Consider the following 17,634-nt stretch of genomic DNA (forward strand, 5'->3'; position numbering starts at 1 on the left):
CTGGATGGGTGACCTGGTCGGCCCGGTCGAGGTCGTCGGCGCCGGCCTGCTCGGGACCTCGATCGGTCTCGCGTGCCGCCGCGCCGGCCTCGAGGTGCTGCTGACCGACGTCTCCGGCGAGCACCTGCGCACGGCGTCCGGCCTCGGCGCCGGCCGGCCGCGGACGCCGGAGGACCGCCCCCAGCTGGTCGTCGTCGCCGTCCCGCCCGACCACCTCGCCGAGCAGATCCGGCGGGCGCTGCGCGGCTCCGACGCCGTCGTCACCGACGTGGGCTCGGTGAAGTCCGGGCCGCTCGCCGCGGTGGCGGGGGAGCCGCGGGCGCACCGGTACGTCGGCAGCCACCCGATGGCCGGCAGCGAGCGCTCCGGCCCGCTCGCCGCGACCTCGTCGCTCTTCGACGGCCGGCCGTGGGCGGTCACCCCGCACGCGGACGCCGACGTCGACGCCGTCGAGCTGGTCGAGGAGCTGGTCCGGGTCTGCGGCGCGACGCCGGTGTGGCTCACCCCCGAGGAGCACGACCGCGCGGTCGCCCGCACCTCGCACGTCCCGCACCTGCTCGCCAGCCTGGCGGCTGCCCGGCTCACCGACGCCCCCGAGAACCACCTGGCGCTCTCCGGCCAGGGCGTCCGCGACGTCACCCGGGTCGCGGCGGGCGACCCCGCCCTCTACGGGCAGATCGTCAGCGCCAACGCGGACGCCGTCCTGGCGCTGCTGGCCGAGGTGCGCGCCCAGCTCGACCAGGTGATGGACGCCGTCGGCGGCGGCGACCGGGCGGCGCTGGTCGACGTGCTGGCCCGCGGCGTGGCCGGGACCCGGGCGATCCCCGGCAAGCACGGCGGACCGCCGCGGCCGATGCGGTCGGTGTGGGTCTCGGTGCCCGACCATCCCGGCGAGCTGGCGCGACTCTTCGCCGACACGGTGGCCAGCGAGGTCAACATCGAGGACATCCGCATCGACCACGACCCGGGTCGCCCGGTCGGACTGGTCGAGCTCGTCGTCGAGGAGCGGCGCGCCGAGCACCTGCTCGAATCCCTCGAGTCTCGGGACTGGACCACGCACCGGTAGGCTGCGGGCCCGTGAGCACCAGCCCTGATCGACCGCATACCGGACTCGTCGTCGCCATCGACGGGCCGTCCGGATCGGGCAAGTCGAGCACCTCGCGCGGCGTCGCCGTCCGGCTCGGGCTCCGCTACCTCGACACCGGCGCGATGTTCCGCGCGATCACCTGGTGGATGCTGCGCGCAGGCGTCGACGTCCACGACGCCGCGACGGTCGCCGCCCGCGCCGACGAGGCGAAGATCGAGTCCGGCACCGACCCGCTGGCCCCGACGATCACCGTCGACGGCGAGGACGTCGCGCTGGCGATCCGCGCCGAGGACGTGAACGCCGCGGTCTCCCCGGTCAGCGCCGTCCCGGAGGTCCGGGCCCGCCTGCTGGAGCTGCAGCGCGAGACGATCCGCGAGGCGACCGCCGACGGCGGCATCGTCGTCGAGGGCCGCGACATCGGGTCGGTCGTCGCCCCGGACGCCCAGGTGAAGGTCTACCTCACCGCCGACCCGGCGGCCCGGGCCGCCCGCCGTGCCGCCGAGGAGGGTGGCAGCGACGTCGCCGCCACCGAGCAGTCGCTGCTCGCCCGCGACAAGATCGACTCCGGGCGCACCACCGCGCCGCTGGTGCGAGCCGACGGTGCCGCCCACCTCGACACCACGGCGTACACCCTGGACGAGGTGATCGACCAGGTCGTGGCGCTCGTGGACAGCGCCGCGTGAGCATCCGCACGGGCCGGCCGCCCGAGCACGCGGACCACCGAGCCCTCCCGCGCAGCGACCGCACCCGGTTCCCGTGGCGGATCCTGCTGCACCCCCTGCGGCGGCCGTCCTCCTGGCTGCTGCGCAAGCGGTACGACCTGCACGTCCACGGCGCCCACTTGGTGCCCACCGACGGCCCGGTGCTGCTCGCGGCCAACCACGTCGGGGTGCTGGACGGCCCGCTGCTCGCGATCTTCACCCCGCGGCCGGTGCACGTCTTCACCAAGGAGGAGATGTTCGACGGGCCGATCGGGCGCTTCCTGCGGCTCTCCGGCCAGATCCGGCTCGACCGGTTCCACCCCGACCCCGGCGCCGTGAAGTCGATGATGCGGGTGCTGCGTGACGGGGCGTGCGGCGGCATTTTCCCCGAGGGTCGCCGCGGCAACGGCGAGCTGGAGCGCTTCCACCGCGGGGCGGCGTACTTCGCCCTGGCCTCCGGCGCCCCGGTCGTCCCGGTGGTGTTCTTCGGCACCCGCGACCCGGGTGGCCGCAGCGGCTCGCTGCCGCACCGCGGCGCGCGCATCGACGTCGTCTTCGGCGCGCCGTACACCGTGCCCGCCGTACCCTGGCCACGAACGAGGGAACAAGTCGAGCACACCTCGATGTTGTTGAGGGAGCACCTCCTGGTGCACCTCGCCTCTGCCAAGGCGCTGACCGGCCGTGACCTGCCCGGCCCCCTTCCGCCCGGCGACCTCGACCCTGATCCCGCCACCGGGGTCACCGACCAAGGAGCACCATGACATCCGGACCAGACCTGCCCACCGACGACTCGTCCGCGGACGAGCCGCAGGGCCCGGTGCCGGTCCTCGCCGTCGTCGGCCGCCCGAACGTGGGCAAGTCCACGCTCGTGAACCGGATCATCGGCCGCCGCGCCGCGGTCGTCGAGGACGTCCCGGGCGTGACCCGTGACCGGGTCTCGTACGACGCCAACTGGAACGGCCGCGCCTTCACCGTCGTCGACACCGGCGGCTGGGACCCCGACGCCCGCGGCCTCGCGCACGCCATCGCCACCCAGGCCGAGATCGCGGTGACGCTCGCCGACGCCGTGCTGTTCGTCGTCGACGCCACCGTCGGGATCACCGACGTCGACGAGGCCGTCGTCAAGATCCTTCGCAAGTCCGGCAAGCCGGTCGTGCTGGCTGCGAACAAGGTCGACGACCAGCGCACCGAGGCCGAGGCGTACGGCCTGTGGAACCTCGGACTCGGCGAGCCCTACCCGGTCTCCGCGCTGCACGGCCGCGGCTCCGGCGACATGCTGGACGCCATCCTGGAGGCGCTCCCGGAGCCGCCGCCGGAGCGAGACGCCGAGGTCGGCGGTCCGCGCCGGATCGCGATCGTCGGCAAGCCCAACGTCGGCAAGTCCTCGCTGCTGAACCGGCTGGCGGGGGAGGAGCGGGTCGTCGTCGACAACGTCGCCGGGACCACGGTGGACCCCGTCGACGAGCTGATCGAGCTCGGCGGCCGCGCCTGGCGCTTCATCGACACCGCCGGCATCCGCAAGCGGGTCAAGGAGGCGTCGGGCCACGAGTACTACGCCTCGCTGCGCACCACGACCGCGATCGACCGCGCCGAGGTCGCCGTGCTGGTCGTGGACGCGGGGGAGACCCTCTCCGAGCAGGACCTGCGGATCATCCAGACCGTGCGGGACGCCGGCCGTGCGCTGGTCATCGCGTTCAACAAGTGGGACCTCGTCGACGAGGAGCGCCGCTACTACCTCGAGCGCGAGGTCGAGCGCGACCTCGTGCAGGTGCAGTGGGCGCCCCGGATCAACGTCACCGCCCGCACCGGCTGGCACGTCGACCGCCTGGTCCCGGCGCTGGACCGGGCGCTGAAGGGCTGGGAGACCCGGATCGGCACCGGCGCGCTCAACACCTTCCTGGGCCGCCTGGTCGCCGAGCACCCGCACCCGGTGCGCAGCGGCAAGCAGCCGAAGATCCTGTTCGGCACCCAGGCCGGCACCGCGCCGCCGATGTTCGTGCTCTTCACCAGCGGCAAGCTGGACGCGTCGTACGAGCGGTTCATCGAGCGCCGGCTGCGCGAGGAATTCGGCTTCGTCGGCACCCCGATCATCCTGCAGCAGCGCCCGCGGGAGAAGCGGAAGCGCTGAGGTCCGCCCGCGAGACCGAGCCCGATTCCGAGGCGCGGGGCCTGCTGTTGTAGTGTTCACACGCTCGTGGAGCCACGCTCCGGGAGTGTTCGGGCTGTAGCGCAGCTTGGTAGCGCACTTGACTGGGGGTCAAGGGGTCGCAGGTTCAAATCCTGTCAGCCCGACCGAAACACCGCCTCTGACCTGCGGAAACGCGGGTCAGAGGCGGTTCTCGATTTGCGCCGTTTCCGTCTGATGCCGCGCCTATGCGCCAAAGACGTGCTGAGTAATGGACGTTTGCCCGCCTTGCTGGCTCGTTCACGCCGTCGAATCGACCTGCCGGGTGCTCACCCACACGACGGGGCCGGCTCGACATGGACACCTGAGTCGCGGCGAGCGGCGGTGGACCAGCCGGTCTCCCATGCAGAGGCGATATCGACAATCTCCGGATCCCCTGGCTGGCTCCGTTGTACGGTCGGCGCCGCCGTGGCAGTCGCCGCGGCGCAGTCTTGACGACTGCATATCCGAGAGGCCACTGATGAGCGACCTCGCTGTCCCCCTGGGCGCCCGACTGATCCATGTCGGACCTTCCAAGACCGGCACCACGACCATCCAGCTGGCCATGCACCACAGCCGCGCCGAGCTCGCCGCGCACGGCGTGCACTATCCCGGCACGGGACACCGACCCAAGGCGGCGACCATCGACGTACGGCGTCCGCCCGGCGACCGGACGGGTGACTGGGACGAGCTGGTCGCCGAGGTCCGGTCCTCGACGGCCGATCGGGTGTGCATCAGCAGCGAGTCGCTGTCGGTGCTGGGCGCGGAAGGTGCGGCGGAGGTCGTCCGGTCGCTCGGTGACGAGGCGGTGCATGTGGTCATGGCGGTGCGGCCGATCGACGCGCTGCTGCCGTCGATGTGGCAGCAGCGGGTACGCCGCCTCGTGGGCATCCCGTCGTACGACGACTGGTTGCGCTCCGTGCTCCTCGGCGGGCCCGACGACCCCAGTGCGGCGGCGTTCTGGAGCATCCACGACCTGGAGCGCCAGATCCGCGACTGGAGCGCGGCCGCCGGGCCCGAGCGCGTCACGGTGATCGTCGTCGAGGAGGGGGACCACGCCGTCCTCCCGAACACCTTCGAGGACCTGCTGGACCTGCCCCGCGGCACGCTCACGCCCAAAGTGCGCGCCCGCAACGTCTCGCTGGACCGCGCCAGCACCGAGCTGCTGCGGCAGCTGGACCGGGCCGCCCTGGAGCGAGGTTGGACGGAGGGCACCTACGTCCGGACCATCCGGAGCCCGCTGGTCGACTACCTGCGGAAGCAGCCGCGGGACGCGGCGAGCAGCCGGTCGCTGCCGAGCTGGGCCGCCGAGCAGGCCTACGAGATCAACACCGCCCGGGCCGACCTCCTGGCTACGACCTCGGTGCGGGTGGTCGGCGATCCCGACTCCCTGCGCCCGCACCGTCGGACGATCGCCGTCGAGGAGACCTCGCCGGACCCGAAGATCGCCGTCGAGATCGCCGCCGGCGTCGCGGCCCTCGCCGCCGACCAGGTCCGCGAGCGCCACGAGGTCGAGCTCGGTCGCAAGCAGGACCGGATCGCCAAGCTCGAGCGCCAGCTCGCGCGGGCGGAGGCCGCGCCGTCGACGCCGGAATTGCCCCCGCGCCGGATCGCCGTGCGGGTCCGCGGCATGCTCACGCGCCGCTAGTCAGCCCCGGGCAATCGGTTGGTCCGAAGTGCGCTGGAGATCCGGGCGACGCGTGGTCGGTCACGGGCGGGTCACAGGGGATGCGAGCGAGTCGCGGCAGATGAGTGAGTTTGTCGGTAACACTGCCGTCGTGCCCCCACTCACCACCGAGGACATCATCGAAGCGATTATCGACGAGTTGGCCATAGGCGAACTGGGGCAGAGCGTTGACTCCGTCCGCATCGACCGAGTCGGTTCAGGAACCTTGATGCTTGACTACGGCGATGCCGGTCGGTTCCGACTGGACGTCTCCCAGCAGAGCGAGTGAGGCATCCGCACATCGGCAGATCCGGATGCTCGCCGGCCATCCGCGGCGCGTTGCGGGCAGTTGCGGCGCGACGTTGCCGAGATGCGACAAACGAGCAGAATCGGTGGGTTCAGGCAGCGCTAGCCCGTGGGCTGGTAGGGCTTCAGGAGTAGCAGCCGAGGTCGCTGGCGACACTACGACTGCGCCACGCCGCGCGGGTCCTGAGGCCCGCTGGACTCGCCGAACTCCGCGTAGTAGTCGACATGTAGGAATTGGATCTGGTGGGCGCTGATAGTGATGTTCCCGCTCTTGATTTTGCGATGGGTGCCATCGCCGGCGGTGAGGCGGATCGGAGCGGTAAGAGTCAGCTCCCGGTCTTGGCTCTCGTTGGCCGCGGGGTTGAAGTTTCTGAGCCAGCCCCGCACGCGGGTGCCGTCCGCGAGGTAACACGTGACCCTGCGGTGGAGGTCTCGATGCTCGTGTCTCAGCACTACCCACCAGGCAGACTCAGTCCGCGAGCCCTTGGCGGGTAGGACCCACGAGATCGGTCTGTGCGCCTTGATCGCGGCGAAACCGTTTGTGTTGTTGACCAGGGCCGCAACCGTTAGTGCGGCCAGGCACGCGAGGAGCAGGAGGCTGAGCCCGGTGAGCAGCATGCGGACGCGGTCCTCGGTCCACAGCCCGCTGGTGTCCTCGATCAGTGCCCGAAGTGACGTCAGACGGCCCTTAGATACTGCGGCTGCCAGCCCATACACGGCCAAGGCCACGAGGTCGCACAACAAGCTGACCAAGGCGATCGAGGCCGTCTCCCGCAGCACCGAGTGCGAAGCGCGAGTGAATGGCCCCCGTTCGGTCACGACGACATAGACGAAGCCCGGGGCCAACAGGACAACGAAGATCAACAGACCCGTCAGGGTCGTTGGCATGGGTACCTACTCAGTCGTCGTCTTCGTGAGCGGGACTCTCAGGAAGGGGGGTTTCCACTGACTTGATCGGCTCGATTTGCCCGCTCTCCTCGTGCCCGAAGCCCGAGTCGGGAGACGGCGTCGGCTCCCTGAGATCCTTGTCTTCACTCTTCTTGTCGTCGTTGCTCATGACACACCTTTGCTCGGGGGCGACCCGTCCGCCTGTGGGCCACATGCTAGGCGCTGTTGGCCCGGCTAAACGGAAGTCGAGGCGGCGGACACCCGACTTGCGGCAGAAGCGGACGTTCTGGTCGTTGAAGCTACTGTCGGGCGAGCGCCCGGCCGCGTTAGGCTCTCGCTTGGTCAGTGCCACCTGCCGCCCGCAGCCTCAATTGGCATCGGTGAAGCGCACGCCTTCCTACCAAGTCATCGATCCTGCCGTGCGGCCGGACCGGCAACGCGGGCACCGAACCCCGGCATGCCGCACCGGAGGACACAGTGATGACTCCCGCAATCGCCAAAGACCGCGCGCGACTCTTGCGCCAGGAGCTAGCGGCGGCCGGCTTCGACGTACCCCACTCGCTCACGCTGGAACTCGTGGCACATCAGCACGGTTTCCGAGACTGGAACACACTCGCAGCGACTCAGAATCAGATTCGCTCGGTTCCACCGCGTGTCGAGCGCGACGACTATGTGCACGCCTCGACCCCCATCACCCTGGGCGAACTTCGACTGGCAATGGAGGGGCGACCCGACGACACACCGGTCTTGGTTTCACATCCGGATGAGCCGGGGGGCACGCGCTCGTCGAGCTTGCCAGCAGTCTCAGCGGTCGTGCGTCCCAGCCTCTTGCACGATCAGCAGCCGGCCTTGACCGTCGCCGGCGACTTCCCATCCGGGACGTACCTACTTCCACGACGACTGACGCTCGAGCTGTCCGGGATAGAGGTCGACGAAGAATCGGAGGTCGCGGCCGCGATCAAGGCCGTCGAAGCCGCTATCGACGCCCTGGGATACCGAGACGAGTGGTGGATGAGTAACGACGTCGAGACCGGCGGCGGGTTGATCTGGCAATTCCGGGCGAACGGCGAGGTACCACTCACCGCAATCGAAGCGGCCGTGCGCCGAGCAACGGCCCGACACTCCGCCAGTGGCTGGGTGTTCGCGGCCACAGAGTTCGGGCGTTGGGACTCCCCGTAGTCGACGGGAACCCTTGCCCTGCCCGCTCATCGGCGGACGAGCCGGGGACTCAGTGGCAGAAGCGGACACTTGTCAGTCCGATGTAGCCCGTCTTGGGGTCGATCTGCTCGAGGACCACTTGATTCTCGACACCAACGCCCGGTCATCGATAGCGGGATGTCCGCCTACCGCATGGTCGGCCTCACCTGTGAGAAGGCGCGCGCGGTAGGTGTGCGATCACGAGGACCTCGATCCAATCCAATCGGAACGGCCTCCCCGCCGCCATCAAAGGATCCTGACGTCAAGGTGACAACCGAGCGCTGAGCAGTCCCGGGTTCGCCTGGGTCTTGGCCACTACCGGTCACACCGGACGGGTCTGGAGCCACATACGGGCGTGAAGAGAGACCATCCGATCGTGGTCATGGGTCGGGATCCGGACGCGTTTGAGTGCTCCTCGGCGGCCGGTTCACGACCGACAAGTCCGGCTAGGAGCCGGACGTCCCGTGGTCGTCCAACGCCGCGGACCCGCGCCGACATGGATCGGTGAGCCGCCCCGGGAGGTCCGGAGAGCCTGGAAGGGCCGAGACGCTTTCACCCGGAGGGGTGGAAGCCGCGCAGCGAACACCCTTCGCCGTCACCAATCTCGGCGATAGCCAGGTGGATTTGAGCTCGTCGACGACCTCGGCTCCTAGTTTGAGATGAGTGCCAGGAACCCACAGAGAAGTCCACATCCCGGGGGGAGCGTGGGGGACCGCCGGCTCGGGATTGCGTTGCAGTGGGTCAGACGAGCCGCGACGAGCCGAGGTGGGCGACGTCGTTCATGCGATCCCTCCCGCATACCGGAGGAAATCGCATGAAGCGGTCCAAGAAGATCACCATCATTGCCTCGTTCGTCGTGCTGCTGGTGGCCGGCGCCGCCATCGCGGCCTGGCAGATCACCGGCACCGGCAGCGGCTCCGCCAGGGCCGGGACGGCCGGCGACCTGACCGTGGCGCCTGGGAGCGCGACCGGAGACCTGTACCCGGGCTCTACTGACGGGGACGTCTTCATCAAGGTGACGAACCCGAACAGCTACCCGGTCAAGCTGACCACCGCCACGATCGCCGGACCGATCACTCCCGCAGAGTGCCTGGTCACCGCGAGCTCCGACCCGGTCGATCTCAGTGCCGTGCCGGTCATCGCCTCCGGCGCCACCGTCGACGTCACCCTCAGCGACGTGCTGAGCATGGGTGACGCTCCCGACTCCTGCCAAGGCGTGGACCTGGTCGTTGAGGAGATCACGGTCCAGGCCAACACCGCCTCGTGACGGCAGCGGAGCGCCGCCGGGCCCTCGGCTCGGCGGCGCTCCGCCCACTGCACGCCCAGACCGCTCTTCCAAGGCAGGCCACCATGAGCTCGTCCACTCCCGTCGTTCAGCGCTGGCTGGCCCTCGCCGTCGTGCTGCTGGCGGTCGGGCTGCTCGCCGGCTCCGCCACCGTCGCGGCCAGCGGCCCGACCAGGCCGAAGCCTGCGTTCACGATCAGCGGCGGCGTCGACGACCTGTACCCGGGTGCGGAGCGCCGTGCGGTGCTGCGCATCACGAACAACCGTGCGTGGGCGATCAAGGTCCGCAGGGTGGTCGTCACCGTTGCGTCGACGAACAAGTCCGGATGTGCGACCTCCATGGTGAGGTCGCCCGGGTGGGCAGGCTCGATGCGCGTGGCCAAGGGCAAGACGCGCGTGCTGCGGGTGCCGGTCCGGATGAGGGCGGTGGCGCCTGACGCCTGTCAGGGCGCGGTCTTCTCGCTTCGGTACTCGGGGTGGGCGGTCCGGTGACGGGCAGGTCACAGCGGGGGAGCACGAGAACGACACCCCGTCGCCGCAGGGTGCGCAGGTCGCTCATGACGGCGGCGGTCGTGATGATGTTCGTCGTGGTCGACGTGGCCGTGGCCGCCTGGATCCTCTCCTCGCCGCCCAGCGCTGCGGCAGCGAGGACGATCGCACTTCCCGCGGCCACCGGCGTCGCGGCGTCCGCGAACGGTCCGGACGGCGCCACAGTGACGTGGCAGTCCGCGAGCCTGCCCGATGGAGTCGGGCCGGTCGGCTATCAAGTCACCGCCTACCCGGTGGGCGGCGGTGAGCCCCGCACTCCTGGCGGCACCTGCTCCGGCACCGTCTCGGCGACCAGCTGCGGGGACACCGGTGTTCCCGACGGCACGTGGGTGTACCGGGTCGCCGTGCGTGTCGGCTCGTGGACCGGACCGGTCAGCGACCCCAGCAACGCGCTGACCTTCCCCACGGCGGCGAACACGGTGGCCGCGGAGAACCAGCAGCAGGGCTCGCCGGCGAGTGAGTGGCAGGTCAGCGGCGCCGGAGACAGCAGCATCCAGGGCTTCGCCACCGACATCAGCGCCGCGTCGAGCGACACCGTGCGGTTCAAGGTGGACACCACGGCGGACTCCTTCCGCATCGACGTCTACCGGCTCGGCTGGTACGACGGCGACGGCGCCCGGAAGGTCGCCACCATCCCCGCCACGGACACCACCGCGACCGACCAGCCGTCCTGCCTGCGCAACACCACGGGCATCGCCGACTGCGGCAACTGGAGCGTGTCGGCGACCTGGGCGGTCCCCGACAGCGCCGTGTCCGGCGTGTACATCGGTCGTCTCGTCCGCACGGACACCGGTGGCGCCAGCCACGTGCCGTTCGTGGTGCGCGACGACACCGGCGGCTCCGACATGGTCTTCCAGACGGCCGACACGACCTGGCAGGCCTACAACCGCTACGGCGGCGCCAGTCTCTACTGGGGTGACGGACCCGGGACCGGTGGCGGCGCGAACGGTCGGGCCCACAAGGTCAGCTACAACAGGCCGATCACCACGCGCGACTACGCGCCCGAGGACTCGGTCTTCAACGCCGAGTACCCGATGATCCGCTGGCTCGAGCGCAACGGGTACGACGTCAGCTACATCGCCGGGGTGGACGCCCACCGCTCCGGGGCGGAGCTGCTCGAGCACCAGGCCTACCTGTCCGTGGGCCACGACGAGTACTGGTCCGGAGCGCAGCGCGACAACGTCGAGGCGGCCCGCGACGCGGGCGTCAATCTCGCGTTCTTCAGCGGGAACGAAGCCTTCTGGCGCACCCGCTTCGAGGACAGCATCGACGGCGCCTCGACCCCTCACCGGACCCTGGTGTCCTACAAGGAGACCCTCGACTACCCGAACAACGCCGACCCGTCCGGCGACTGGACCGGCACCTGGCGCGACCCGCGCGACCCCGACTCCGTCAACAAGCCCGAGAACGGTCTGACCGGCACGATCTTCTCCGTCAACGGTGGCTCCTCGTCGATGACCGTGACGCCCCAGGACGGGCAGCTGCGCCTGTGGCGTGGCTCCTCGGTGGCATCGAGCCCCGGCGCTGACACCTTCGGCGACGAGGTCATCGGCTACGAGTGGGACGAGGACCTCGACAACGGCTCGCGACCGGCCGGACAGATCCGGCTCTCCGACACGACGGTCACCGGAGTGGAGAAGGTCGTCCCCTCGTCCTACGGCTCGGCCTTCGAGGGCGGCGGCACCGCCCGGCACACCCTCACCCTGCACCGCGACCAGCAGAGTGATGCGCTGGTGTTCGGCGCGGGCACGATCCAGTGGTCGTGGGGCCTCGACGGTCAGCACGACCGCGGCAGCAGCACGCCGGTCACCGCGATGCAGCAGGCCACCGTGAACCTCTTCGCTGACATGGTCGTCCAGCCGACGACGCTGCAGGACGAGCTCGATCCCGCCGACGCGTCGACCGACACCACCGCTCCCACCTCCGTCGTGACGGCTCCCACGGACGGGGGCACGGTCCGGTCCGGCAGCAGCGTCACCATCACGGGCACCGCCACCGACGTCGGCGGACTCGTCGGAGGCGTCGAGGTCTCGACCGACGGCGGCGAGACGTGGCACCCCGCCGAGGGCCGGGCGCGGTGGAGCTACACGTTCACCCCCCCGACGGCCGAGGGCAGCACCGTCAGGATCCTGAGCCGGGCCACCGACGACAGCGTCAACACCGGTCCCGCGAGCCCGCCCGTCACGGTGACCGTGGCCGACCGCGTCTGCACGACGGGAACACCGTGCTCGATCTTCCCCGACGCGGCGCCGAGCACGGCGCGCGACGCCAGCGACGGAACACCGCTCGAGCTCGGGGTGAAGTTCCGCAGCGACCAGGCCGGCCAGGTCAGGGCGGTGCGCTTCTTCAAGCCCCTCGCCGAGACCGGCAGCTTCACCGGCAGGCTCTACTCCAGCACCGGCACGCTGCTGGGCTGGAGCGACCCGACCACGCTCAGCGGGTCCGGGTGGCAGGTGCTGCCGCTGGTCTCCCCGGTTCGGATATCGCCCGGCACCACCTACGTCGCGTCCTACTACTCCGAGTCCGGTCAGTTCGCGATCACGAACCCCGGCTCCCCGGACAGCCTGGTCACGGCCGCCGTGAACCCGCCGCTGCGCGGTCTCGCGGCCGGCGAGGACGGGCCCAACGGCGTCTTCAGGTACGGCGCGGGCGGTGGCTTCCCCGACACCGCGCCGAGCAACCCCGGTCCCAACTACTGGGCCGACGTGGTGTTCACCAACGAGGACGACACCACCGCGCCCACCATCTCCTCGACGACGCCCGTGGCCGGGGCCACGAACGTGTCCACGACCGCGCCGGTGACGGCGACGTTCGACGAGCCGGTCAGGGCCGCGAGCGTGACCGGCTCGACCTTCACGCTCACGCCGACCGCCGGGGGGCCTGCCGTGGCGGCCACCGTGTCCGCCTCGGGCCCCACTGCCACCCTGGTCCCCGATCGACCGCTCGCGACCGACACCGAGTACACCGCGACGCTCGTCGGTGGCGCTGCCGGCGTCACCGACGTGAGCGGCAACCCGCTCGCCGCGGACCACACGTGGTCCTTCACCACGGCGGCTTCCGCCGCGGTGACCCTGTTCGGCGACGTGACCCCGGGGATCGCCACCGACAGCGAGGACTACGAGCTCGGCGTACGGTTCCGGAGCTCCGCAGACGGGCTCGTCACCGGGATCCGGTTCTACAAGGGCACCCAGAACACCGGTCTGCACACCGGACGGCTGTGGAACGCCAGCACCCAGCAGCTGCTCGGCGACGTCACGTTCACCGACGAGACCGCGACCGGATGGCAGACGGCCTACTTCGACACCCCGCTGTCCATCCAGGCCGGCTCGACCTACATCGCCTCCTACTCCGTCCCGGCGGGCTACTACGCCGCCCAAGCGGGCTACTTCACGGCCGGGGACCACACATCCGGCCCCTTGACCGCGCCCCAGTCGACCTCGACCGCCCGCAACGGCATCTACAGCGGCACGCCCGGTGCGTTCCCGACCGAGTCCTTCAACGACACCAACTACTTCGTCGACCTCACGTTCCAGCCCGGCCCGGACACGACCGGCCCGACGGTGACGAGCCGGAGCCCGGCCGCCGGAGCCGCCGGCGTGGACACCTCCACGGCCGTCTCGGCCACCTTCAGCGAGCCGGTCCGGGCCTCGACGGTGACCGACACGACGTTCACCCTGACGCAGGGTGGTACGCCGGTCCCGGCGACCGTGACGACCGACGGCAGGACCGTGACGCTGACACCCGCCGCCCCGCTGGCCGCCGACACCACCTACACAGCGACCCTCGAGGGCGGTGCCCGTGGGATCACCGATCTCGCCGGCAACCCCCTGGCTGCGGACGTGACCTGGACCTTCGACACCCTCGCGGGCAGCACCACCGCGTACACGGCCTTCGGAGACGGCCCCGGAGGGGTCGCAGCCGGCCCCGACAGCGGCCAGTCCATCGAGGTCGGCGTCAAGCTGCGGGTCTCCCAGGGCGGGTACGTCTCCGCGATCCGCTTCTACAAGCCCTACACCGAGGGTGATGCGTTCACCGGCCGCCTCTACACGGCCGCGGGGACCGTCCTCGGCGAGGGGACGGCGACCCTGCCGGCCGGTGTCACCGGCTGGCAGGAGATCCCGCTCGCGACCCCGGTGTCGCTCACCCCGGGCGAGACCTACCTCGCGACCTACTTCTCACCGACCGGCCGGTACGCCTACACCGCCGGCGGTCTGGTCGGAGCGCCGGTGACCAATGGACCGGTCACCGCGCTGCAATCAGGCACCGACGGGCCGAACGGCGTCTACCGCTACGGCGGTGGCTTCCCCACCGCGGCGTCGCCGACGCCGGCGAACTACTGGGCCGACGTGGTCTTCAACACCGGCGCGTTGCCGCCGGACACCAGCGCACCGGTGATCAGCAACCGGCTCCCCGGCCCCGGCGCCACCGGGGTCTCCCAAGGCACGTCCGTCGCCGTGACCTTCAACGAGCAGGTCGCCCCCGGCTCGGTCACGGCCACCAACCTGGCACTCGTCGGTCCGGCCGGCCCGGTCCCGGCGACCCGGCAGACCAGCGGCGCCACCGTGACCCTCACGCCGTCCGGGGGACTGGCACCGGAGACCGTCTACACCGTCACCCTGCGCGGGGGCGAGGACGGCATCACGGACCTGGCCGGCAACCGGTTGGCCACCGACGACACCTGGTCGTTCACCACGCGCGCCGGGGCCGCTCCACGACCCGACCCGAACCAAGGGCCGGGCGGCCCGGTGCTCGCGGTCGGCGGCGGGGGCTTCGGCCGCTACCTCCCCGAGCTGCTGCGAGGCGAGGGCCTGAACCACTTCACCACCGGCGGCAGGGGCGACCTCACCGCCGCGGGACTGGCGCCGTACCAGACGGTCGTGCTCGGCGAGGCCACCCTGACCTCCGCCCAGGTGGGGGCCCTCACCACGTGGGTCGAGAACGGCGGCGACCTGGTCGCGCTGCGTCCCGACCCCCAGCTCGCCGGGCTGCTCGGCCTGACCGGGCCCGCCGGAAGCCTGTCCGAGGGGTACCTCAAGGTCGACACCTCCGCGGACCCGGGCACCGGCATCGTGGGGGAGACGCTGCAGTTCCACGGCACCGCGGACCGCTACGGAACCGCCTCGGGGACCCAGGTGGTGGCCACGCTCTACAGCACGTCGAGCACGGCCACGGCGAACCCGGCCGTCACCACGCGCCAGGTCGGCACCGCCGGTGGGTCGGCGGCGGCCTTCACCTACGACCTCGCGAGGTCCGTCGTCCTGACCCGGCAGGGAAACCCGGCCTGGGTCAACCAGAACCGTGACGGCGAGGCGGGACCCCACCGGTCGGACGACCTGTTCTACGGCGCCATGGCCGGGGACCCGAAGCCGGACTACGTGGACCTCAGCAAGGTCGCCATCCCGCAGGCCGACGAGCAGCAGCGGCTGCTGGCCAACGTGATGACCGAAGGGTCGCTGGACGCCCAGCCGCTGCCCCGGTTCTGGTACCTGCCGAACGGTGAGAAGGCAGCGGTCGTGATGACCTCTGACCAGCACGACGGCGGCGACGTGTCCTACCGTTTCGACCAGGAGGTCGCGGCGAGCCCGGCGGGCTGCTCGGTCGCGGACTGGGAGTGCATCCGCTCGACGAACTACCTCTTCCCCACCTACCCCGACGCCGCGATGACCGCGGCAGAGGCGAAGGGCTACGAGGACCAGGGCTTCGAGATCGGGCTGCACCCCAACACGCAGTGCCAGAGCTGGTCCCGGACACAGTTCGCCGACGGGCTCGCGGCCCAGCTCGCCGACCTCGCCGCGAAGTACCCCGGGATCGAGCCGTCGGCGACCTCGCGCAACCACTGCATCTCGTGGACCGACTACACCACCGTGCCGGAGGAGCTCGCCAAGCAGGGCATCCACCTGGACACCAACTACTACTACTGGCCGCCCGGCTGGGTGCGCGACGTGCCGGGGCTGTTCACCGGGTCCGGGTTCGCCCAGCGGTTCGCGACCACCGACGGCCAGCTCGTGGACGCCTACCAGGCGACGACCCAGATGACCGACGAGTCCGGCCAGTCCTACCCGAAGACGGCCGAGGTGCTCCTGGACAACGCGCTCGGGCCCCAGGGCTACTACGGCACGTTCGTGACCAACATCCACACCGACAGCCCGCGCAGCGAGCCCATCGCCACGGACATCGTCGCCGCGGCCAAGGCCCGCGGCGTCCCGGTCATCAGCGCCGCTCAGCTGCTGACCTGGACCGACGGACGCAACGCCTCCAGCTTCGGGGACCTCGGCTGGGCGGCCGGGACCGGCGAGCTGACCTTCACGATCGACGTCGGGGCCGGCGCCCGCGGCCTCGAGGCCATGGTCCCGACGAACACGGGCGGCGAGCTCCTCACCCTGGTCGGCCCGGGCGGCTCCGTCACACCGACGACGCGGGTGGTCAAGGGCGTCAGCTACGCGGTCTTCCCCGCCCAGGACGGCGTGTGGACCGCGACGTACCGGGTGGCACGGCCGGACACCACACCCCCGAGCGTCACCTCGACGGCCCCGGACGACGGAGCCACGAACGTGAGTCCGACGGCGACCGTCAGGGCGACGTTCTCCGAGCCCGTCGACCCCGCGACCGTCACGGCGGCCACGTTCGCCGTGGACGCCGCAGGGACACCTGTCGACGGCACCGTGGGCTACGACGCCCGCAGCCGGACCGCCACCTTCACCCCCGATGCGGCGCTCGCGCGCGACACCGGCCACACCGCCCGCCTGGGCACGGGGATCAAGGACGCTGCCGGGAACGCGCTCACCACCCCGATGTCGTGGAGCTTCACGACGAGCGCGGCATCCCCACCACCTGACGCACCGGCAGTGACCGACTCCAGCGAGGCCGACTTCGGAGCGGGCACCACGGACGGGACCGCCGTACGTCCGGACGGTGACGGTGCGGTGGGCCTGGCCTCCAGCACGGACGTGCTGGCCTTCGACGACCCGGACCTGCCCGTCGGCTGGACCGCCAGGAGCGTTCCGTGGACCGATGGCGGCACCGCCGCGATCGCCGGTGGCGCGCTCTCGGTGGACGGGACCGCGGTGTCCGGCCCCAGCGGGCGATACGCGGCGATCGAGGCCCAGGCGACGTTCACCGCCGCCCCGTTCCAGAACATCGGGCTCAGCGCTGACGCCGACCTCAACAGTCCCTGGTTCACCTTCGGGGTCGGCAACAACCCCGATCAGGTCTACGCACGCTCGTCCTCGGGTGTCTCGGTGGGGCTGGGCACCGAGCTGGTCGGCAGCAGCCACACCTACCGGATCGAGTGGTCGCCGGCCGAGGTCCGTTGGTACGTCGACGGCAGGCTGCGCCACACCGCCCCGATGACGGCGCCGGACCCTCTGCTCCCCATCGTGAGCGAGTTCAACGCGGGCGGGTCGGCGCTGGTGGTCGACGCCCTGCAGACCAGCCGCTACGCGGTCGACGGCACCTTCAGCTCTCGGGTCTTCGACGCGGGGGACACCTCACGGTGGGGTGCGGTCACTCGGGACGCCGACGTGCCCGCCGGAACCATGCTCGAGATCCAGGTCCGCGTCGGGGACACCGCCACCCCGGACCAGACCTGGAGCGGGTTCACCACCGTTCCGGACGGTCAGGCCCCGACGGCGCCTGACGGCCGCTACCTGCAGTACCGGCTGGTGGTGGCGAGCACGGACGCCCGGATCACCCCCGTGGTCAGGAGCCTGAGGATCGGCGGGCCCTAGGGTTCGCGCTCCGTCCTGTACGGATGTCGCTCAGCGGGACCGACGGACCCATCAGGTCGCACGGT

12 protein-coding genes and 1 tRNA gene are annotated in these 17,634 nt (G+C 71.0%); 11 read left to right on the forward strand and 2 right to left on the reverse strand.

What is annotated here, in order from left to right; genetic code table 11:
• Positions 1–4 precede the first annotated feature (4 nt).
• The 7 genes from H4O22_RS09730 to H4O22_RS09760 all read left to right on the forward strand — a co-directional run bounded on the left by H4O22_RS09730 (position 5) and on the right by H4O22_RS09760 (position 5,907).
• Entirely contained in the window at positions 5–1,066 is a 1,062-nt protein-coding gene (locus H4O22_RS09730) for a prephenate dehydrogenase (RefSeq protein WP_182526774.1), read from the forward strand.
• 11 nt (positions 1,067–1,077) lie between these two features.
• Positions 1,078–1,770 (forward strand): (d)CMP kinase, encoded by a 693-nt coding sequence (gene cmk / locus H4O22_RS09735; RefSeq protein ID WP_182526775.1) that lies wholly within the window; start codon positions 1,078–1,080, stop codon positions 1,768–1,770.
• The gene (locus H4O22_RS09740; protein WP_244963181.1) at positions 1,767–2,549 is read left to right on the forward strand and encodes a lysophospholipid acyltransferase family protein; all 783 of its coding nucleotides are present in this window, start codon (positions 1,767–1,769) and stop codon (positions 2,547–2,549) included. Before cmk ends, H4O22_RS09740 begins: the two co-directional genes overlap by 4 nt.
• Positions 2,546–3,916, forward strand: coding sequence for a ribosome biogenesis GTPase Der (gene der / locus H4O22_RS09745; protein ID WP_182526776.1), 1,371 nt, complete (start codon positions 2,546–2,548; stop codon positions 3,914–3,916). Before H4O22_RS09740 ends, der begins: the two co-directional genes overlap by 4 nt.
• 90 nt (positions 3,917–4,006) lie before the next feature.
• Positions 4,007–4,080, forward strand: a tRNA-Pro gene (locus H4O22_RS09750).
• Between the two features lie 353 nt (positions 4,081–4,433).
• A complete protein-coding gene (locus H4O22_RS09755) occupies positions 4,434–5,600 on the forward strand; it encodes a hypothetical protein (protein WP_182526777.1) in 1,167 nt (388 codons plus the stop codon).
• 130 nt (positions 5,601–5,730) lie between these two features.
• Positions 5,731–5,907 carry a hypothetical protein gene (locus H4O22_RS09760; RefSeq protein ID WP_182526778.1) on the forward strand — a complete coding sequence of 59 codons (177 nt, stop codon included), beginning with the start codon at positions 5,731–5,733 and terminating at the stop codon, positions 5,905–5,907.
• Positions 5,908–6,080: 173 nt separating this feature from the next.
• Here the strand turns inward: H4O22_RS09760 and H4O22_RS09765 are convergent, their stop codons facing one another.
• On the reverse strand, positions 6,081–6,812 hold the full coding sequence (locus H4O22_RS09765) for a DUF6338 family protein (protein WP_182526779.1): 732 nt from the start codon (positions 6,810–6,812) through the stop codon (positions 6,081–6,083).
• 10 nt (positions 6,813–6,822) lie between these two features.
• A complete protein-coding gene (locus tag H4O22_RS09770; RefSeq protein ID WP_182526780.1) occupies positions 6,823–6,981 on the reverse strand; it encodes a hypothetical protein in 159 nt (52 codons plus the stop codon).
• 311 nt (positions 6,982–7,292) lie between these two features.
• Between H4O22_RS09770 and H4O22_RS09775 the strand changes: the two genes are divergently transcribed.
• From H4O22_RS09775 to H4O22_RS09790, 4 genes are all read left to right on the forward strand, one after another.
• Positions 7,293–7,991, forward strand: coding sequence for a DUF6225 family protein (locus tag H4O22_RS09775; protein WP_182526781.1), 699 nt, complete (start codon positions 7,293–7,295; stop codon positions 7,989–7,991).
• Between the two features lie 832 nt (positions 7,992–8,823).
• The gene (locus H4O22_RS09780; RefSeq protein ID WP_182526782.1) at positions 8,824–9,276 is read left to right on the forward strand and encodes a hypothetical protein; all 453 of its coding nucleotides are present in this window, start codon (positions 8,824–8,826) and stop codon (positions 9,274–9,276) included.
• A gap of 83 nt (positions 9,277–9,359) precedes the next feature.
• Positions 9,360–9,785, forward strand: a complete 426-nt coding sequence (locus H4O22_RS09785; protein WP_182526783.1) for a hypothetical protein — start codon at positions 9,360–9,362, stop codon at positions 9,783–9,785.
• A 65-nt stretch (positions 9,786–9,850) separates the two neighbouring features.
• A complete protein-coding gene (locus H4O22_RS09790; protein WP_182526784.1) occupies positions 9,851–17,569 on the forward strand; it encodes a DUF4082 domain-containing protein in 7,719 nt (2,572 codons plus the stop codon).
• Positions 17,570–17,634 lie beyond the last annotated feature (65 nt).

The sequence above is a fragment of the Nocardioides dongkuii genome, from assembly GCF_014127485.1.
GTDB classification, from domain to species: domain Bacteria; phylum Actinomycetota; class Actinomycetes; order Propionibacteriales; family Nocardioidaceae; genus Nocardioides; species Nocardioides dongkuii.

What these genes read in the sequence shown, in the direction of transcription:
- H4O22_RS09730 (WP_182526774.1), top strand. Translation starts at nt 5, where the DNA reads ATGGGTGACCTGGTCGGCCCGGTCGAGGTCGTCGGCGCCGGCCTGCTC.
- der (WP_182526776.1), top strand. Translation starts at nt 2,546, where the DNA reads ATGACATCCGGACCAGACCTGCCCACCGACGACTCGTCCGCGGACGAG.
- H4O22_RS09755 (WP_182526777.1), top strand. Translation starts at nt 4,434, where the DNA reads ATGAGCGACCTCGCTGTCCCCCTGGGCGCCCGACTGATCCATGTCGGA.
- H4O22_RS09765 (WP_182526779.1), bottom strand. Translation starts at nt 6,812, where the DNA reads ATGCCAACGACCCTGACGGGTCTGTTGATCTTCGTTGTCCTGTTGGCC.
- H4O22_RS09770 (WP_182526780.1), bottom strand. Translation starts at nt 6,981, where the DNA reads ATGAGCAACGACGACAAGAAGAGTGAAGACAAGGATCTCAGGGAGCCG.
- H4O22_RS09775 (WP_182526781.1), top strand. Translation starts at nt 7,293, where the DNA reads ATGACTCCCGCAATCGCCAAAGACCGCGCGCGACTCTTGCGCCAGGAG.
- H4O22_RS09780 (WP_182526782.1), top strand. Translation starts at nt 8,824, where the DNA reads ATGAAGCGGTCCAAGAAGATCACCATCATTGCCTCGTTCGTCGTGCTG.
- H4O22_RS09785 (WP_182526783.1), top strand. Translation starts at nt 9,360, where the DNA reads ATGAGCTCGTCCACTCCCGTCGTTCAGCGCTGGCTGGCCCTCGCCGTC.
- H4O22_RS09790 (WP_182526784.1), top strand. Translation starts at nt 9,851, where the DNA reads ATGACGGCGGCGGTCGTGATGATGTTCGTCGTGGTCGACGTGGCCGTG.